This is a genomic window from Enterovirga sp. (assembly GCF_028290205.1).
Lineage (GTDB): Bacteria > Pseudomonadota > Alphaproteobacteria > Rhizobiales > Beijerinckiaceae > Enterovirga.
The window spans coordinates 1-17,416 of record NZ_JAQGKF010000083.1 but is presented as its reverse complement, the minus strand read 5'-3'; the positions used below and the strand labels follow the sequence as shown (position 1 = coordinate 17,416).

17 protein-coding genes are annotated in these 17,416 nt (G+C 70.5%); 10 read left to right on the top strand and 7 right to left on the bottom strand.

Annotation, left to right across the window (positions count from 1 at the left end):
• A partial coding sequence (locus JWR86_RS05660) for a hypothetical protein (protein WP_299561955.1) occupies window positions 1-421 on the top strand: 421 nt, incomplete at its 5' end.
• On the opposite strand, the gene JWR86_RS05655 is transcribed toward JWR86_RS05660, so the two are convergent.
• Complete coding sequence (locus tag JWR86_RS05655) at window positions 384-1,337, bottom strand: LysR family transcriptional regulator (RefSeq protein WP_299561952.1); 954 nt, start codon at window positions 1,335-1,337, stop codon at window positions 384-386. The two genes, JWR86_RS05660 and JWR86_RS05655, sit on opposite strands and share 38 nt — an antisense overlap.
• Before the next feature lie 134 nt (window positions 1,338-1,471).
• Here JWR86_RS05655 and JWR86_RS05650 point away from each other — a divergent pair, with 134 nt between their 5' ends.
• The 8 genes from JWR86_RS05650 to JWR86_RS05615 all read left to right on the top strand — a co-directional run bounded on the left by JWR86_RS05650 (window position 1,472) and on the right by JWR86_RS05615 (window position 9,561).
• Entirely contained in the window at window positions 1,472-2,749 is a 1,278-nt protein-coding gene (locus tag JWR86_RS05650) for a CoA transferase (RefSeq protein WP_299561949.1), read from the top strand.
• A gap of 20 nt (window positions 2,750-2,769) precedes the next feature.
• A complete protein-coding gene (locus JWR86_RS05645) occupies window positions 2,770-3,384 on the top strand; it encodes a DsbA family protein (RefSeq protein WP_299561946.1) in 615 nt (204 codons plus the stop codon).
• Window positions 3,385-3,413: 29 nt separating this feature from the next.
• Entirely contained in the window at window positions 3,414-4,112 is a 699-nt protein-coding gene (locus tag JWR86_RS05640) for a glutathione S-transferase N-terminal domain-containing protein (protein WP_299561943.1), read from the top strand.
• A 20-nt stretch (window positions 4,113-4,132) separates the two neighbouring features.
• Window positions 4,133-5,410, top strand: coding sequence for a CaiB/BaiF CoA-transferase family protein (locus tag JWR86_RS05635; RefSeq protein WP_299561940.1), 1,278 nt, complete (start codon window positions 4,133-4,135; stop codon window positions 5,408-5,410).
• On the top strand, window positions 5,407-6,447 hold the full coding sequence (locus JWR86_RS05630) for an acyl-CoA dehydrogenase family protein (protein WP_299561937.1): 1,041 nt from the start codon (window positions 5,407-5,409) through the stop codon (window positions 6,445-6,447). Before JWR86_RS05635 ends, JWR86_RS05630 begins: the two co-directional genes overlap by 4 nt.
• Window positions 6,448-6,455: 8 nt before the next feature.
• Entirely contained in the window at window positions 6,456-7,601 is a 1,146-nt protein-coding gene (locus tag JWR86_RS05625) for an acyl-CoA dehydrogenase family protein (protein ID WP_299561934.1), read from the top strand.
• Between the two features lie 21 nt (window positions 7,602-7,622).
• Window positions 7,623-8,426 carry a crotonase/enoyl-CoA hydratase family protein gene (locus JWR86_RS05620; protein ID WP_299561931.1) on the top strand — a complete coding sequence of 268 codons (804 nt, stop codon included), beginning with the start codon at window positions 7,623-7,625 and terminating at the stop codon, window positions 8,424-8,426.
• Between the two features lie 148 nt (window positions 8,427-8,574).
• The gene (locus JWR86_RS05615; RefSeq protein WP_299561928.1) at window positions 8,575-9,561 is read left to right on the top strand and encodes a tripartite tricarboxylate transporter substrate-binding protein; all 987 of its coding nucleotides are present in this window, start codon (window positions 8,575-8,577) and stop codon (window positions 9,559-9,561) included.
• 18 nt (window positions 9,562-9,579) lie between these two features.
• Here the strand turns inward: JWR86_RS05615 and JWR86_RS05610 are convergent, their stop codons facing one another.
• The 5 genes from JWR86_RS05610 to JWR86_RS05590 all read right to left on the bottom strand — a co-directional run bounded on the left by JWR86_RS05610 (window position 9,580) and on the right by JWR86_RS05590 (window position 15,118).
• Window positions 9,580-10,185, bottom strand: a complete 606-nt coding sequence (locus JWR86_RS05610) for a globin domain-containing protein (protein WP_299561925.1) — start codon at window positions 10,183-10,185, stop codon at window positions 9,580-9,582.
• 98 nt (window positions 10,186-10,283) lie between these two features.
• The gene (locus tag JWR86_RS05605; protein WP_299561922.1) at window positions 10,284-11,123 is read right to left on the bottom strand and encodes an ABC transporter permease; all 840 of its coding nucleotides are present in this window, start codon (window positions 11,121-11,123) and stop codon (window positions 10,284-10,286) included.
• Complete coding sequence (locus tag JWR86_RS05600) at window positions 11,120-12,094, bottom strand: ABC transporter permease (protein ID WP_299561919.1); 975 nt, start codon at window positions 12,092-12,094, stop codon at window positions 11,120-11,122. The genes JWR86_RS05605 and JWR86_RS05600 overlap by 4 nt, the downstream gene beginning before the upstream one ends.
• Before the next feature lie 19 nt (window positions 12,095-12,113).
• Complete coding sequence (locus JWR86_RS05595; RefSeq protein WP_299561916.1) at window positions 12,114-13,727, bottom strand: ABC transporter substrate-binding protein; 1,614 nt, start codon at window positions 13,725-13,727, stop codon at window positions 12,114-12,116.
• Window positions 13,724-15,118, bottom strand: coding sequence for a M20/M25/M40 family metallo-hydrolase (locus tag JWR86_RS05590; RefSeq protein WP_299561913.1), 1,395 nt, complete (start codon window positions 15,116-15,118; stop codon window positions 13,724-13,726). Before JWR86_RS05590 ends, JWR86_RS05595 begins: the two co-directional genes overlap by 4 nt.
• A gap of 110 nt (window positions 15,119-15,228) precedes the next feature.
• Between JWR86_RS05590 and JWR86_RS05585 the strand changes: the two genes are divergently transcribed.
• Window positions 15,229-16,167, top strand: coding sequence for a LysR substrate-binding domain-containing protein (locus JWR86_RS05585; protein WP_299561910.1), 939 nt, complete (start codon window positions 15,229-15,231; stop codon window positions 16,165-16,167).
• Here the strand turns inward: JWR86_RS05585 and JWR86_RS05580 are convergent.
• Window positions 16,164-17,416: aminotransferase class III-fold pyridoxal phosphate-dependent enzyme (locus JWR86_RS05580; RefSeq protein WP_299561908.1), on the bottom strand; the 1,253-nt coding region annotated here is incomplete at its 5' end. The genes JWR86_RS05585 and JWR86_RS05580 overlap by 4 nt on opposite strands.

The window sequence follows — 17,416 nt, the reverse complement described above, 5'->3', positions numbered from 1 at the left end:
GGGCGGCGTGGCCGCGGAGGGCGGCGAGATCCTGGCCTATGCCTATGTGCCGTTCCGGGTGGCAAAGGGCACGGACATGGTGCTGGTCGTGTCATCCACCGTTCGGGCGGGGTCGTTCTTCCTCACGGGGGAGCGGCTGACCTATTGCTACGGCGGGGCGTACGGCGTCCTGCCCAAGATCGGGACCGCGCTCGGGGAGGATCCCCAGCGCACCAACACCTCGACCTACAGGCTCGATCTGCGCTGGACCGACATCGACGGCGGCGACCTGTGCTTTGTCGGCTTCCCCTTCGTCTCGGGCGCGCTGCTGTCCTTCGTGCTGGAAGAGGTCGGGCCCCGCGACGGTGCCGCAAGCCAGGGCCGGCCCGGCCAGAAGGCCGGCGTTACGGTCGGGGCTGCGGTCGCGGCACGGCCTGGATAAAGCGCGGCCGGAACACGTCCAGGAAGCCGATCGCGGCCGGCGAGAGGGGCCGGGTCCGGAGCCGGAGGATACCGATCTCGCGCACGATGGCGGGCGAGACCACGGGCCGGGCCTTCAAGGTCCGGGGCAGCCGGGGCGGCAGGGCGGTCGGCGGCACGATGGCCAGCCCGAGCCCGGCCGCCACGAAATCCAGAAGCGAGCCGAACTGCTCCACCACGGTCATGTGCGACAGCGTCAGGCCGTGCGCGGCCGCGACGCCGTCCATCAGCCGGCGCAAGCCCGAACCAACCGGCAGCGACACCAGCGGCTCGCGGGCGACGTCCCGCAGGGCGACGCTCGCCTGACTGGCCAGCGGGTGGCCTGAGGGCAGCACCACCAGGCAGGATTCCCGTACCGCGTCCTCGGCCACGATCTCGGGGCCGAGCCCGGTGGCGTTGCCGAGGCCGAAATCCGCGATGCCGCTGCGGACATCCTCGTAGACCTCCGAGCCGAGCCCCTCCCGCATGTGCACCTCCACCCCCGGATGGTCGCGCCGGTAGGCCGCGAGGGCGCCCGGCACGAGGTGGTGCGTCAGCGACAGCAGGGAGGAGATGACGAGGCGGCCCCGCAACTGGCCGCCGAGGCCGCGGGCGTGCGCGACCTGCGAATCCAGATCGTCCAGAAAGCGTCCCGCCGCCTCGAGAAAGTCCCGGCCGGGCCCGGTCAGGGTCACGGTCCGGGTCGAACGCAGAAACAGCGGAATGCCCAGGTCACGCTCGACCTGCGCGACCAGCCGGCTCACGCCGGGCTGGGTCATGGCGAGGTTGACGGCCGCGGCCGTGAAGCTGCCGAGCGCCGCCACTTCGCGGGCGGCCCGCAGGTGCTTCAAGGACAGGTTGAGGGGCCGGGCGGGCCGGCCGCGCGCGCGATCACTCATGTCAAATCAGCATGAGAAAAGATCATCCAAAATCTTTTGACAATGATCGGAGCGACCGTCAATGACCGCAGCCGGCGCGGTTCTCCGGAACCGAGGCCGTTCAGATCGATGCAAAGTCGGGCTGCGATCCTGCCGTGACGAGATCCGGACTTCCCCAAGACGCTCCGCCCCCGGGCTCCTCGGGCGGCTGTCTCGACGGCATCCGCATTCTTGATCTGACCCGGTTCTACTCGGGACCCTTCGCCACCTTGCTGCTTGCCGGTTACGGCGCCGAGGTGATCCGGATCGACCGGCCGGACCAGGGCGAGCCGGCCATGACGGGGCCGCCCTTCCTGGGGCGCGACGGCGTGTCCCTCGAGCGGCGCGACGCCGACGATCTCGGGCTCGCCTACCTGAAGCGGTGCCGGGGCAAGAAGTCGGTCACCCTCAATCTCGAGACCGAGGCGGGCCTCGCGCTGTTTCACCGCCTGCTCGCCACGGCCGACGTCCTGGTGGAGAACTTTCGCCCGGGCGTCACCGCGCGGCTCGGCATCGACTACGCGGCCAACGCCGCCGTGAATCCGCGCCTCGTCCATTGCGCCATCACGGGCTACGGCTCGTCGGGGCCGGACCGCGACCTCAAGGCCTATGACCTGATGGTCCAGGCCGATTCCGGCCTCATGAGCATCACGGGCGACCCGGAGGGCCGGCCCCGCAAGGCCGGCAGCGCGCTCGCTGATGGGATCAGCGGCGCCTTTGCCGTGTCCGGCATTCTGGCCGCCCTGATCGAGGCGCGGCGCTCCGGGCGAGGCCAGTTCGTCGACGTGGCCATGACCGACTGTCTCGTCTCGCTGGTGCTGGACGAGGCGCTGGATTGCTACGGCGATCTCGGCCTGCCGGTCCGGCAGGGCAACCGCATCATGCGCTTCTCGCCCTTCGACACCTTTGCCACCCAGGACGGCGAGGTGACGATCGGGGTCGCGACCGACGGTGACTGGCGGGCGCTGCTGCAAGCCATGGAACGCCAGGACCTGCTGGCCGATCCGGGCTTCATGGCGGCCGGCTGGCGCGTCGCGCATGCGGCCGAGGTGAACGCCGTGGTGGAAGCCTGGACGCGCGGCCTGACCACTCGCGAGGTGCTGGCCGTCCTGCGGCAGCGCGACATCCCGGCGAGCCCCATCCGGGGCATCGAGGACCTGATGTCCTGGGAGCATCTGCGGGCCCGCGACATGGTGCAGGAGGTCGCGCACCCGACCGTCACGCCGGGCCGGAGCGCGGCCGCGGCCGGGTTTCCCGTCAAGTTCAGCCGCTCCCGCGCCGGCTATGCCTCCGCCGCTCCGGTGCTCGGGCAGGACAATGACGAGGTGTACGGGTCCGCGCTCGGGCTCGACGCCGCGGCGCGCGAGCGGATGCGCGCCGACCGAACCATCTAGCGCGAGACAGGGAGAGAACGGTGGCCGAGCTCGAAGAACTGCGGATGTATTCCGATTACAAGAGCCCCTATGCGTGGCTCGCCTTCGATCCGATCTTCGCCCTGGAGGAGCGCTACGCGGTCCGGGTCAAGTGGATGCCGTTTCAGCTTCGGCTGAAGGGCTCCGGCCAGCGCAGCGTCTATTCGGAATACAAGGTCAAGTATTCCTATATGGATGCGCGCCGCACGGCGAACGAGCGCGGCGACAAGAAGGTCATCCGTGGGCCGCTCAAGATCTATGACACGGCTCCGGCCCTGATCGGCGGGCTGTTCGCGGAGAAGCAGGGCCGCATCGTCGAATACAGCCGCAAGGTCTACGAGCAGTTCTTCAAGCGCGAGCTCGCCGTGGACGAGGTCGACGCGGTGGCCGAGTTCATCGCCTCCATGGGCATGTCGGCCGAGGCCTACCGGACCTTTCTGGCCGGCGAGGGTCAGGCGGAATACGAGGCGGCCCAGCAGAAGGCGACCGAGGACCAGATCTTCGGCGTGCCGATCTGCGTGCTGCGGGGCGAGCAGTTCTGGGGCAACGACCGCGTGCCGATGCTGGAAGGCCGGCTGCGCGACTACGGGCTCGCCCGCGACAAGGCCGCCGCCTGAGGCAGGCCTCAGCGCCGGAGCCCGCCCGCATGATCGATCTGCATTACTGGCCGACCCCGAACGGATGGAAGATCTCCATCATGCTCGAGGAATGCGGCCTGCCCTACCGGGTGCAGTTCGTCCGCATCGGCCGGGGTGACCAGACCCGTCCGGAGTTCCTGGCCATCTCGCCGAACGGCCGCATCCCGGCCATTGTCGACCACGACCCGCTGGGCGGTGGGCCGGCGCTGCCGATCTTCGAGAGCGGGGCCATCCTGCTCTACCTGGCCGAGAAGACGGGCCGCTTCATGCCGGCGGACCCGGCCGGGCGGTCGGCCGTGACGCAATGGCTGATGTGGCAGATGGGCGGGCTCGGCCCCATGGCCGGCCAGAACGGGCACTTCCTTCTCTACGCAGCCGAGAAGCTGCCCTACGCGATCGTGCGCTACGGCCGGGAGGTGCGCCGCCTCTACGGCGTGCTGGACGGCCAGCTCGGCCGCACCGGCGCCTTCGTGGCCGGCAGCTATTCGGTCGCCGACATGGCCTGCTTTCCCTGGATCGTGACCCACAAGCGCCAGGGCCTCACGCTCGACGACTTCCCGAACCTGCGCCGCTGGTTCGCGACCGTCCGGGAGCGGGACGCCGTGCAGCGCGGGCTCGCGCTCGGCCGGGAGCACGTCAAGCCCGGCCTCGACGAGCGCGCCCGGGAGGCGCTCTTCGGGACGCCATCTCCCGCCCCGGCCGCCTGACAGGAAGGAACGGCTCCGACATGCCCTCAGGAATGCTGACCGGCTACCGTGTGCTGGACATCACGCAATTCGTGGCCGGTCCGGTCTGCTCCCGCCTCCTCGCGGATGCCGGGGCGGAGGTCATCAAGGTCGAGCTCGCGCCCTTTGGCGACCGGGCCCGGGTCCAGGGGTTCAAGCCGCGCGATCCCGCCTACCGCAAGAGCTCGCGCAGCACCTATTACTTCCAGCACAACCATTCCAAGCGCAGCCTCGCGCTGGATTTCAAACACCCCAAGGCGCGCCAGATCCTGCGCGATCTCGTGGCCAAGGTGGATGTGCTGGTCGAGAATTTCGCCCCGGGCGTGATGGCCCGGGCGGGGCTCTCCTACGAGGAGCTGAGCCGCATCAATCCGCGGCTGGTGATGTGCTCGATCTCGCTCGGCGGCCAGACCGGGCCGCTCAGCGCCAAGCCCGGCTACGATTACGTGGCCCAGGCCTATGCCGGCATCACGCACATGATCGGCGAGCCGGACCGGCCGCCCGCGCAATTGCCGATCGCCATCGGCGACGTGTCGACGGGCGTCTCGGCGGCCATGGCGGTCGGGTTCGCGCTGCTGCACCGGGAGAGGACGGGCCGCGGCCAGCATGTCGAGGCGACGCTGGTCGACACCTATTTCCACATGCACGAGTCGAACGTGCCCAAAGTCGCGATCCGGGGCGACGGGTTCGCGCCCGCCCGCAGCGGCTCGCAGCATCCGGATGGCGGCCCGATGGGGATCTTTCGGGCGCCCGGCGGCACCTTCGTGTGCATCGCCGTGCTGCCTCACCAATGGGTGGACCTGGCGGGCGCCATCGGCCGGCCGGACCTCGCCCAGGCGGAGCGGTTCGCGACGCCGCATTTGCGCCGCGACAACAACCCGGAGATCGTGGAGCTGGTCGAGGGCTGGCTTGCCGGCTTCCCGAGCCGGGAGGCCGCGATCGCCGAGCTCGAGCGGCACCGCATCCCGTGCGCCCCGGTGCTGACGCTGAACGAGGCCATGGTGCACCCGCACCTCGTGGAGCGGGGCACGGTGCGGCCCGTCCATGACGACCAGCTCGGGGAATTCGCCGTGCCCGGCATGCCGGTGCGGTTTTCGGACTGGGAGCAGCCGACGGACCTGCGGGCCGACATGGTCGGCGAGAGCAACGAGGCCGTGCTCGGCGAACTGGGCCTCGGCCCCGAGGAGATCCAGGCGCTCTATGCCGAGAAGGTGCTGGTGCGCGATCCGCTGATCGACGGGCCGAGCGGCGCGCCGGCTCCGGCCCGCCGATCGGCATGATCGAGGACCTCGCCGACAGGCTGTTTGCCGAGATCGCCATATCCGGGGCGCCCGGCTGGCCTCCCGGCGGTGCCGGGGCCTCAGAGAGCTGGGGTCGGCTTGCCGAGCTGGGCCTGCCGCTGGCGCTGGTGCCGGAGGAGGCGGGCGGTCCCGGGCTCGACCTCGTGGAGGCCTTGGAGCTGGTCCGGGCCGCCGGCCGGCACGCGCTCGCGCTGCCGCTCGCCGAGACCATGCTGGCCAATCACATCCTGGCCGAGGCCGGCCTGCCGGTCGCGCCCGGCGCCGCCACCATCCTGTGCGGCGGGCCGCAGGACCAGGTTTCGCTGCGCCGGGCCGGCTCGGGCTGGACGCTCGCCGGGCGGGCGTTCCGGGTCCCCTGGGCCTCGGTCGCCGAGACGCTGGTCGTGGTGGCCCCGGGCGAGGCGGGTCCTTGCGTAGCGCGGCTCGAGGCCGGCGCCTTCACGGTGGAGCCCGGCCGGAATCTCGCGGGCGAGCCGCGCGACGCGGTTCTGTTCGACACGGAGCTGCGGGCCGAGCAGGTTCGCCCAGCCGGTCGGGCCGGGGGCCCGGACGTGGTGCGCCGCCGCGGTGCGGCGCTGCGCTCGCTGGCCCTGGCCGGAGCGTTGGAGCGCGTGCTCGCGCTGACGGTCGCCTATGCGGGCGAGCGCAGCCAGTTCGGCAAGCCGATCGGCCGCTTTCAGGCCGTCCAGCAGAGCCTGGCCGAGATGGCCGGCCATGTCGCGGCGGGGGCCGCCGCGGCCGGCGGGGCCGCCGAGGCTTTCGCCGGGGCCGACCTCCTGCCGATCGCGGCTGCCAAGGTCAGGACCGGGGAAGCAGCCGGGCGCGCCGCCGCCATCGCCCACCAGGTGCACGGGGCCATCGGCTTCACGCAGGAGCACATTCTGCACCGCTTCACGGGCCGGCTCTGGTCCTGGCGGGACGAATTCGGGGACGAGGCCGAGTGGAGCCTGGCCCTCGGAACCCAGGCGGTCGAGGCCGGGCCCGACGGGCTCTGGCCCCTCGTCACGGCGGCCTGACCGGCGCCATGACCGAGGTCCTCAACTTTCCACCCCCGCCGGCTGCCGACGTCCGGAGCCTCCGGGCGGACGTCCGGGCCTTTCTCCGGGACGCGCTCTCCGGCCGGCGGCCCCGCGATCGGGCCCGGACCTGGACGGGGTTCGATGCCGAGTTCAGCCGCGAACTCGGGCGGCGCGGCTGGATCGGCATGACCTGGCCGAAGCGCTATGGCGGCCACGAGCGGAGCGCGCTCGAACGCTACGTGGTGCTGGAGGAGATGCTGGCCGCGGGCGCCCCGGTCGCCGCGCATTGGATCTCGGACCGCCAGAGCGGCCCGCTTCTCCTGAAATTCGGCACCGAGGCGCAGAGAACCGCGATCCTGCCCCGGATCGCGGCCGGCGAATGCTTCTTCTGCATCGGCATGAGCGAGCCCGATGTGGGTTCGGACCTGGCCGCCGTGCGGACGCGGGCCGTCCCGGTGGAGGGCGGTTTTCGCATCAACGGCACCAAGCTGTGGACCACCTACGGCCACAGGTCACACTACATGATCCTGTTCTGCCGGACCGGCAGCCAGGAGGAGCGGCAGGCCGGGACGAGCCAGTTCCTCATCGACCTCGCGACGCCGGGCATTTCCGTGCGGCCGGTCACCGACCTCTCCGGCGAGAGCCATTTCAACGAGGTCGTCTTCACCGACGTGTTCGTGCCGTCCTCGGCCCTGATCGGCCGGCTCGGCGGCGGCTGGGACCAGGTCATGGGCGAACTCGCCTTCGAGCGGTCCGGGCCGGAACGGTTCCTGTCGTCCTTCGTGCTGCTGCCGGAATTGCTGCGCTCCCTCGGCCCGGAGGCGAGCGAGCGGGCCCGGATCGCGGCCGGGCGGCTCGTGGCGCATCTCGTGACGCTCCGGCGCATGTCGCGCTCGGTCGCCGGGCTGCTCGAGCGGGGCGAGAACCCGGCCCTCCAGGCGGCCGTGGTCAAGGATCTCGGCGCCGTGTTCGAGCAGGAACTGCCCGAGATCGTGCGCGGGCTGACCAGCACCGAGGCCGATCTCGCGGCGGCGGACGACCTGGCCTCCACGCTGGCCCATCTCGTCCTGAACGCCCCGTCTTTTTCGCTTCGGGGCGGCACGCGCGAGATCCTGCGTGGCATCATCGCCCGCGGGCTCGGCCTGCGCTGACCCATTCATCAGGAAATTGTCATGTCCGATCTTATTCTCGAAGACAGCGACGACCAGGGCATCGTCGTCCTGACGCTCAACCTGCCGAAGCAGCGCAATCCGATTTCGGATCCCGAGATGATCGAGGGGCTGCTGGCCGCCCTCGCACGCCGCGACGCCGATCCGGCCACCCGAGTCATCATCCTGACCGGGGCGGGCTCCGCCTTCTCGTCCGGCGGCAACCTGCATTCCATGAAGGCCGGCGGCGGGCTCCGGGACGAGCTGCCGGCCCGCACGCGCCTGAACTACCGGACCGGCATCCAGCGCATTCCGCTCGCCGTCGAAGCCATGGAGGTGCCGATGATCGCGGCCGTGAACGGGCCGGCCATCGGGGCCGGTTGCGACCTGGCCTGCATGTGCGACCTGCGCATCGCCTCCGACACGGCCCGTTTCGCCGAAAGCTTCGTCAAGGTCGGCATCGTGCCGGGCGACGGCGGCGCCTGGCTCCTGCCCCGGGTCGTGGGATTCTCGAAGGCCTGCGAAATGGCACTGACCGGCGATGCGATCGACGCCGCCGAGGCGCTGGCCTGCGGGCTCGTGTCCAAGGTTGTCGCGCCCGAAGCACTCATGGACGAGGCGATGGCGCTGGCCCGGCGGGTGGCCGCCAACCCGGCCCATGCCGTCCGCATGACCCGCCGTCTCTTGAGGGCCAGCCGCAACGCGGAACTCGCCACCATTCTGGACATGTCGGCCGCCATGCAGGCCCTGGCGCATGACACGGCCGACCACGGCGAGGCCGTCAGCGCCATGCTGGACAAGCGCACCCCGACCTTCACGGGCCGGTAGAGCCCGGACGGGCTGCGCCGGCCGCGGGCAGAGCCCGCCAGCCGGCGCGGAGCCCGCTTCGCGTGAACCGAAGGGCCGGCGGAAATCCGGCCCGAAAAGCCGCGCCGGCGCCGAATCCGGACGGGCAACACCGCAAGGGAGACAACACGTGCGTTTGAAACGCTTGCTGGGCACTGCCCTCGTTCTTGCCACCTGCGGTGGAGCCGGAGCGGCCTGGGCCGCGGGCCCGGCCGACTATCCGTCTCGGCCCGTCACGGTGGTGATCCCCTACGGCGCGGGAGGCCCGACCGACACAGTGGGCCGCATCGTGGCCGAGGCCGTGAGCCAGGAACTCGGCGGCCGTCTCGTGGTGGAAAACGTCGCCGGGGCGGGTGGGACCGTCGGGGCGGGGCGCGTCGCCAATGCCGATCCGGACGGGTACACGCTCCTGTTCAACCACATCGGCATGGCGACCGCGCCGGGCTTCTACCCGACCATCCCGTTCGCGCCGGTGGGCGACTTCAAGCCGATCGGCCAGGTCGCCGACGTGCCCATGACGCTGATCGGCCGGGGCGATCTCCCGGCCAAGGATTTGGCCGGGCTGATCGCCCATGTGAAGGCGCAGGGCAGCACGGTCACGATCGCCCATGCCGGGCCGGGCACCGCGTCCTACCTCTGCGCCCTGCTGCTCCAGAACCAGACCGGGATCGCACCGACCCAGGTGTCCTATAATCGCGGCTTCGCGCCCGCGATGATCGACCTGATGGCCGGCCGCATCGACCTGATCTGCGATCAGACCAGCACGACCACGAAGGCCATCGGGAGCGGCACCGTTCGGGCCTTCGGCGTGACCACGCGCGAGCGCCTGCCCTTTCTGCCGGACGTCCCGACCATGGACGAAGGCGGCCTGAAAGGGTTCGAGCTCGCCATCTGGCACGGCTTCTACGCGCCCAAGGGCACCCCGCAGCCGGTGCTGGACCGGCTCACGGCCGCGCTCGGGAAGGCGCTGCAGAGCCCCATGCTGCGGGAGCGCTACGGCCAGATCGGGGCGGTGCCTGTGAGTCAGGCCGCGGCAACGCCGGACGGCCTCGCCGCGAAACTGTCGGCCGAGATCGCGCGCTGGACGCCCGTGATCACCGCCGCCCAGGGCAAATGAGGCCTGCGCGGGGCCGAGCTAGCTGGCAGCCGGGCGGCGCTGCGCCTGCATCATGGCGCGGCTGAGCTGGCCGTAGAGTGCCGTCCAGGCGGCCTGCACCTCCGGCGTGAAGCGCCGACCGAGCAGCTCCTCGAGGCTGGCCAGCAGTGCCTGTCCGACCAGCCCGTAATGGGCCGGCTCGGCCCCATAGCCCGCATGGCGGCGCCCGAGCTCAGTGGCGGCGGCCCCGAACAGGTCCGGGTGAGTCAGATAACCGACCAGGCTGCCCAACGTGTCCAGCAGCTTGCGCTTCTGCCCGGACAGATCGTCCTCGAACATCGGCCGGGTGTCGGGGGCGAGCGCGAACAGCCGGTCGTAGAAGACGTCGGCCGCGCGCGTGTTGGCTGACATCAGGACGTCGCAGGTGCTCTGGATGAGGTGGACCTGGTCGGGGCTGAGCGCGCGGTCCGAGCGGACCTGATCGAGCTCGGCCGGCGAGTAGATCTGCCCGGACGGGTCGAGGATCTCGACCACGAGGCCGCGCTCCTCCATCTGGCGCGCGACCCGGACGGCCTCGGCCGCGCCCCGCGCGGCTTGCCTGACGCCGCTTCGGGCTTGGTCGCGAGGGCGAACGACGAAGAGCACGGGCCGTCTCGGTTGCGGCAGGCGGACGGTGCCGCTCCCGTCGCGATCCTGCCACGTCAACGCCTCGCTCCGCCAGCCTCCATCTGAGGTGCCCGGGATCAGCCCCGCAGCCGCGGATTGAAGGCGTCGTTCAGGCCCTCACCGATCAGGTTGATGCACATCACCGTCACAAGGATCGCCATGCCGGGAATGGCCGGCATCCAGGGTGCCGTCCTGAGCACGGTGCGGCCGACCCCGATCATGTAGCCCCAGGACATCGCGTCGGGATCGCTCAGGCCGAGAAAGGACAGCCCCGATTCGGTCAGGATCGCGGTGGCGACCAGCAGCGACGAGACCACGATCACCGGCGGCAGGGCGTTCGGCAGGATCTGGACGACGATGATACGGGCGTCCGACATGCCGAGCGCCCGGCAGGCCTGGACGTAGTCGCGTTCGCGCTGGGCGATGAACTCGGCCCGCGCGAGCCGGGCGATCGGTGGCCACGACACGGCCGCGATGGCGCCCGTGACGCTGATCAGGGAGGGCCGGAAGATGGCGATCAGCACCACGGCGAGCACAAAGGACGGGATGGTCAGGAAGAAGTCGGTGGCCCGCATCAGCACGGTATCCACCGCCCGGCCGTAATAACCGGCCAGCGCGCCGACGGTGACGCCGACGGCAGTGGCCACGAAACTCGCCGCGAAGCCGATCAGCAGCGTGACGCGGGCGCCGTGGATCAGCCCGGCCAGGATGTCGCGGCCGGACACGTCGGTGCCGAGAGGAAAGCGGTCGAAGGGCCGGCTTGCCGGGCGCCCGACCATGTCGAACGGATCCACCGGGTAGAGCATCGGTCCCACCAGCGCCGTGAGCGTGATGGCGACCAGCACCACGGTCGCGGCCACGGCCGGGATGTTGCGGCCAAAGCGCCGCAGCGCGCCGCCTCGGGCTCTCCCGCTCATCGCTGCGCGATCCGGGGATCGAGCACGCCGTAGAGCAGATCCACGATGAGGTTCGCGACCACCACCAGCACGGAGGACACGAACAGGATGCCGAGCAGGAGGTTGAGGTCGCGCTGCAGCAGCGCGTCCAGCACCAGGCGGCCGAGCCCCGGCCAGCCATAGACCGTTTCCACCAGGATGGAGCCGCCGAGCAGGTGACCGATCTGCACGCCGGCCAAGGTCACGACCGGCAAAAGCGCGTTCGGGGCGGCGTGGTTCAGCCCGACCCGGCTCTCGGACAGGCCCTTGGCCCGGGCGGTCTTGATGAAGTCCGTGCCGTAGACCTCCAGCATGGAGGACCGCATCACGCGGGCATACAGCGCGACATAGAACAGGCCGAGGGTCGCGGCCGGCAGGACCAGGTGGCGGCCGATGTCGAGGGCGCGGGCGGCCGGGCTCATGTCGGTCGCGATGGTCTCCATCCCGCCGGACGGAAGCAGGCCGAGGGTGGTCGAGAACAGGACGATGAGCATCAGGCCGAGCCAGAATTGCGGCGTCGCGTAGACCACCAGGGCCAGGACCGAGACGAGGGCGTCCACAACCGATCGGTAGCGCATGGCCGACACGATCCCGAGCAGCACGCCGAGGGCCAGGGCGATGGCCATCGCCGTCAGCATCAGCAGCAGCGTCGCCGGGACCCGGTCCAAGATCAGCTCCAGGACCGGCCGCTGCTGCACGTGGGAGAAGCCGAGGTCGAGCATCAGCAGCCGGCCCAGATAGAAGAGAAATTGCTGCCAGAAGGGGCGGTCGAGCCCGAAGGAGCGCCGAAGCTCCTCCACGAACTCGGCCGAGGAGCCGCCCGACTGGGCGGCGATGATGTCGGCTGCGTCGCCGGGCGCGAGGTGCAGCAGGACGAAGTTGAGGGTGGCAATGGCCAGGACGACCGGCACCACCTGGGCGAAGCGCCGGATCAGCAGGAGGGCGCCGCTCATCGGACGCGCGTCCCCCGGACTAGTCCTTCCACACGCCCGACCACGACGAGTACATCGAGATGCCGTTGGTGATCAGGCCTCGCACCCGTCTGTTCCAGACATGGGTGTAGGACATTTCCATCAGGAAGATGACCGGCAGCTCGTCATGCAGGATCTGCTGGATCTCGGCGAATTGAGCCTTGCGCTGCGCCGGATCGGGCTCGCGCGACGCCTTGCGGAAGAGCTCGTCCACCCGGGCGTTGCGGTAGTTCATCGAGTTGGTGAAGGTCGCACCCTTCTGGATGTTGTACGACGTGAAGGAGCGTTCGACGCCGATCGACGGGTCGGAATAGTTGTGGGTGAAGGCGCTCGCCGTGTCGGAGGACCAGTCGGTGTAGACGGCCTTCAGCCAGCCGGCGAAATCGACGCTCTGCGTCTGAACCGCGATGCCGACTTTGCCGAGCTCCTGGCGGACATACTCGCCGAGGCGCAGCCACGTCTCGCCGTAGGGCAGGGGGTAGTGGTTGATCCGGAACCGGATGCCGTCCGGCCCGCGCTTGTAGCCGGCCTCGTCGAGCAACTGGTTCGCCTTGGCCGGGTTGTACTCGTAGGGTTTCAGCGCGGCGTTGAAGTAGGTCGGGTTGGCGCTGACGATCGGGCCGCGGGCGGGCGTGCCCTGGCCATACCAGACCACGTCGACGATGCGGCTGCGGTCCAGCGCGAGGCTGATGGCCTGGCGCACCTTGAGGTCCTGCAGCGGTTTTTCGCGGAGGTTGACCTCCAGCCACATGCTGGGCCCGAGCGCCTCGGCGCCTTTTTTCGAGGTCTCGATCCGGGGCAGCCCCTCGAGCCGCTGGATCTCGGCCTCCGGCAGGCCGCTCATCGGCGCGAGGTCGACCTCCCCGTTTTCCACCGCGATGGCGCGCGCCGCCCCGTCGGGGATCACCCGCAGCACGATCTGGTCGAGGCAGGGCCGGCCCTTGTCCCAGTAGTCCGGATTGCGCTCGGCCACCACGTGGCTGCCCTTGCGCCATTCCTTGAACCGAAACGGACCCGTTCCGACCGGCTTCTGCATGATCTCGGCCGACCGCACCCCGCCGCTGGTCGACATGTCGATGCCGTCGAAGGCGTGTTTCGGCATGATCGGGGCTTCGCCCGGCTGGAACACGTTCAGGAAGAACGGCACCACGTCCTTCAGCCGGAACACCACCGTGAGCGGGTCGGGGGTCTCGACGGCCTCGACGTCGCCGAAATAGACGCGGCCCCGCGAGTGGAACGGCCGGATGATCTTCTCGACGCTGAACTTCACATCCTCGGCCGTGAACGGCCGGCCGTCATGCCACTTCACGTCCGGCCGGAGCTTGAAGGTGTAGGCCTTGCGGTCCTCCGACACCGTCCAGGACAGGGCGAGGCTCGGCTTCGGCGTCAGTTCCGGCCCGTCGTAGCTGAGCAGGCTCTCGTAGAACTTGGTCGCGATGATCGCGACCGGCACGGCGGAGGTCGCAATGGTGGAGAGCGCGGTCGGTTCGGGGTGGTAGGAATAGGTCAGCGTGCCACCCCGCTTCGGGCAGCTCGGAGCGCCCTGGGCCGCAGCCGGACCGGCGAGCGAGGCCGCGGCGCAGGCCGTGGCCACCAGGATGCTGAACGGCCTCATGCGGAGATGTCCCGGCTGGGTGCCGGGCGGGCCGAACCGGGCTCGCCGTCGCACCAGGTGCAGATGAAGGCGATCAGGTGGCTGATCGCCTGGAGGTAGTCGTCCACGGGGATGTATTCGTCGGGCTTATGCGCCTGGGCGATGGTGCCCGGGCCGAAGATCACGGCCGGCATGCCGCCCTGGTTCACGAGGTGGCGCATGTCGCAGCAGAAATGGCCGCGATGCGGCCGGCCGTCGCCGCCCCGGCTATGCAGGACGTGCCCCAGCACGCGGGCGATCTCGATGTCGCCCGGCTGGTCCGTGGAATCGTCGTGGTGGAGGAATTCGAGCCGGGCCGGGCCGGCCCGGAGCTGAGGGTCGGTCTCGTTGGCGCTGCGCACGGCGTCCCGAAACGCCTGCATGACCTCGCCGACGGTGCCGACCTCGGGCGCGAAATAGGCGCCGCCCTTGAGCAGCAATTCGCCCGCCGTCACCGTCTCGTAATGGCCGCCCGCGATCTTGCCCATGACCAGCGAGAACGGCGGCTGCCCGTCGGGCGACGCGGCCACGGCGTTGAAGCGCGTCTCCAGCGCGAGCAAGGCGGCGATCAGCGCCGGCAGCTTCTCGATGGCGCTGACGCCGTCGAGCGTTGCGCCCTGCCAGCGGGCGCCGGGCGACCGCGGCACCCCCGGGACGGTGATCTGCCAGTAGAGCCCGCCCGGATGGCTCACCGAGATGGTGTTGCTGGTGGGCTCGAGCACGATGGCGGCATCCGCCCGGCTGCCCCGGCAGACGAGGTCCAGCGTGCCGTTGCCGGCATGCTCCTCGTTGACCACGCATTGCACGATCACGTCGCCCCGGAGCCGGATGCCGGCCTCGCGGATGAAGCTCAGCGCCATGAGGGCCGCGTTGAGCCCGCCCTTCATGTCGGAGGTGCCGCGGCCATACATCTTGCCGTCCCGGATCTCCGCCCCGAAGGGATCGAAGGTCCAGCGGTCGGCCGGCTCCACCGTGACGGTGTCGATGTGGCCGTTGATGACGAGCGAGCGCCCACCGCCCGAGCCCCGCAGCATGCCGGTGACGTTGGGGCGGCCGCGGTAATTCAGCACCGGCTCGAGCCCGCTCTCCCGAAGGGCTGCCAGTGTGGGCAGCTCGCTGTAGGGCAGGATCAAGTCGTGCTGCCAATGGGTCGGATACTGGGCGACGGCCGGAAACAGCTCGAACATGCGGGCGATGTCGGGCTCGGCGAGCTCGACCTCCGCGCCGATGCCACGCAGCATCGAGGCCACATGGGCGGCTCCCTCGCCCTCCTCGCCCGTCAGGCTGCGGATCCGGACCAAGTCCTGGAGGGCCGACACGCTCCGGAGTTGGCCGGCTTCGGCGAGTTCGAGCGCGCGCGCGACCGTGGTCAAGCTTCAGCCTCCATCCGGGCGCATTCTGATGCGCGTTCCGGCGGCTACGCAATTTAATTCGGCTTCGCTGTCTTACGGAGAAGCTTATACTTCGCGCCCGGAGAGAGCGCGTGAACTACACCCAGGTCAGAGCCTTCGACGCCGTCGCCCGGGCGGGCAGCTTTTCCCGGGCCGCCGAGGCGCTCGGGCTGACGCAGCCGGCGCTGACCATTCAGGTCCGGGCGCTGGAGGACCGCTACGGGGTGAAGCTCCTGATCCGGCAGGGCCGCGGCGTGACGCTCACCCCGGCGGGCGAACAGCTGTTTCGGGTCTCGCGGCAGATGGCGGGCCTGGAGGAACAGGCGCACGACCTCCTCACCGAGTCGCAGCAGCTGCACGACCGCAGCCTGCGCATTGCGTCGGATGGCCCGCACATCGTGATGGGGCTGTTTGCGCGGTTCCTGGTGCGCCATCCGGGCGTCAAGCTGTCGGTGGCCATGGGCAACACGCGGTTCGTCCGCGAGGACTTGCTGGAGCGCCGGGCCGACCTCGCCATCCTGCCCGGGGTCGGGGACCATGCTGGCATCCATGCCGAACCGCTCTGGCACCATCGCGCGGTGGTGATCGTGGCGCCGGGGCACCCCTGGCAGGACCGCAAGGCGGTCACCCTGGCCGACCTCGCGGGCGGCAAGCTGATCGCCCGCGAGGAGGGCTCCATGACGCAGCAGATCCTCGACCGGGCGCTCGCCGAAGCGGGGCTTGCGGCCAACATCGTGCTGCGGCTGGGCAGTCGCGAGGCGCTCTGCGAGGCGGTCGCGGCCGGGCTCGGCTGCGGCGTGGTGTGGGAGCTCGAGGCCGAGCGGCGGGCCCGGCTGCGCAGCATCCCGCTGACCGAGCCGCAACTCACCAGCACCGACTACATCGCCTGCCTCAAGAGCGAGCGCTCGCGCCGGGTCATCCGGGCTTTCTTCCAGGAAGCGGCTTCGCTTCCGGGCGAGCGCCACGACACCGCAGCCCTCCGGGCGGCGCTGGAACGGGCCGCCGCGGGGCTGCGGCCGCCGGCCTGCTAGGCTGCGGCGGCCGCCAGCACGTCCTGCTCCAGGGTCTCGTCCAGGCGGCCGCAGAACTCGCCGCACAGCGCCTCGTCATGCGCCAGCGACAGGTACAGCTTGGTGCCCATGGGGTTGATGAAGACGCCGCGCCGGAACAGGCCGAGCATCATCCGGCGCGCCCGAACCTTGTCGCCGCGCGCGGTGGACCGGTAGTCGTTGACCGGGTCCGGCGTGAACACGATCTGGGCGAGGGGGCCGTCGCCGATCACCTGGGCGACGACCTGCCGGTCCCGCAGCACGGTGCGGATCTGCTCGCGGAAGCTCGCCCCCAGCGCGTGCAGCCGGCTGTAGGTTCCGGGCCGCCGCAGCACCGAGAGCGCCGCGTTGGCGGCGGCCGTGGAGATCGGGTTGCCGCCCAGCGTGGAGGCCATCCAGACATAGCCCGGATCGCCGATCGTGTGCTCGCTGACCTGGGCCATGATGTCCCGGCGTCCGCCAAAGGCGCCGATCGGGTACGAGCCGCCGAGCGCCTTGCCGTAGGCGACCAGGTCCGGGACCACCCCATAATATTCCTGGGCGCCGCCATAGGCGAGGCGAAACCCGGTCACCACCTCGTCGAAGATGAGCACGAGGTCGAGCTCGGTCGCGAGGGCCCGGATGCCGGCCAGGAAGCCCGGCTCGGGCGGCGTGCAGCGCTGCAGCGGCTCCATGATGATGCCGGCGAGTTCCTCCCGGTGCGCCCGCAGAATGCTCTCCGTGCGGGCGAGGTCGTTGTAGGGCGCGACCAATAGCTCGGCCTCGACCGAGGGCGTGCCGGCACTGGTCCGCTCCGGCTGCGGAAAGGGCAGGTTGCGGCTCGGAAAGAGGCTCGTCACGCCGGCCTCGTTGGCGCCATGGTAGGCGCCCTCGAATTTGAGGATTTTGGGACGCCCGCGGAAGGCCCGGGCCAGGCGCTTGCAATACATGGTCGCCTCAGTGCCGGAGGCACAGAAGCGGAGCTGCTCGGCCGCAGGGCTCACCCGCCGGATCTCTTCCGCGAGCGCCAGCGCGTGCTCGTTCAGATAGGCGAAGTTGGAGCCGAGCGGCGCCTGCCTGACCACCGCCTCCACCACCTCGGGGCAGGCATGGCCGACCAGGGCGGAGCCCCAGCCCATCGAGAAGTCGATGAAGGCGCGCCCCTCGCTGTCCTCGAGCCGGGCGCCAGACCCGCTCCGGATGGCGACCAGCGCCTCGGGCGGCAGGCCGAATTCGCCGTTGGAGATCCCGG

What these genes read in the sequence shown, in the direction of transcription:
- JWR86_RS05655 (WP_299561952.1), bottom strand. Translation starts at nt 1,337, where the DNA reads ATGAGTGATCGCGCGCGCGGCCGGCCCGCCCGGCCCCTCAACCTGTCC.
- JWR86_RS05640 (WP_299561943.1), top strand. Translation starts at nt 3,414, where the DNA reads ATGATCGATCTGCATTACTGGCCGACCCCGAACGGATGGAAGATCTCC.
- JWR86_RS05635 (WP_299561940.1), top strand. Translation starts at nt 4,133, where the DNA reads ATGCCCTCAGGAATGCTGACCGGCTACCGTGTGCTGGACATCACGCAA.
- JWR86_RS05630 (WP_299561937.1), top strand. Translation starts at nt 5,407, where the DNA reads ATGATCGAGGACCTCGCCGACAGGCTGTTTGCCGAGATCGCCATATCC.
- JWR86_RS05625 (WP_299561934.1), top strand. Translation starts at nt 6,456, where the DNA reads ATGACCGAGGTCCTCAACTTTCCACCCCCGCCGGCTGCCGACGTCCGG.
- JWR86_RS05620 (WP_299561931.1), top strand. Translation starts at nt 7,623, where the DNA reads ATGTCCGATCTTATTCTCGAAGACAGCGACGACCAGGGCATCGTCGTC.
- JWR86_RS05605 (WP_299561922.1), bottom strand. Translation starts at nt 11,123, where the DNA reads ATGAGCGGGAGAGCCCGAGGCGGCGCGCTGCGGCGCTTTGGCCGCAAC.
- JWR86_RS05600 (WP_299561919.1), bottom strand. Translation starts at nt 12,094, where the DNA reads ATGAGCGGCGCCCTCCTGCTGATCCGGCGCTTCGCCCAGGTGGTGCCG.
- JWR86_RS05595 (WP_299561916.1), bottom strand. Translation starts at nt 13,727, where the DNA reads ATGAGGCCGTTCAGCATCCTGGTGGCCACGGCCTGCGCCGCGGCCTCG.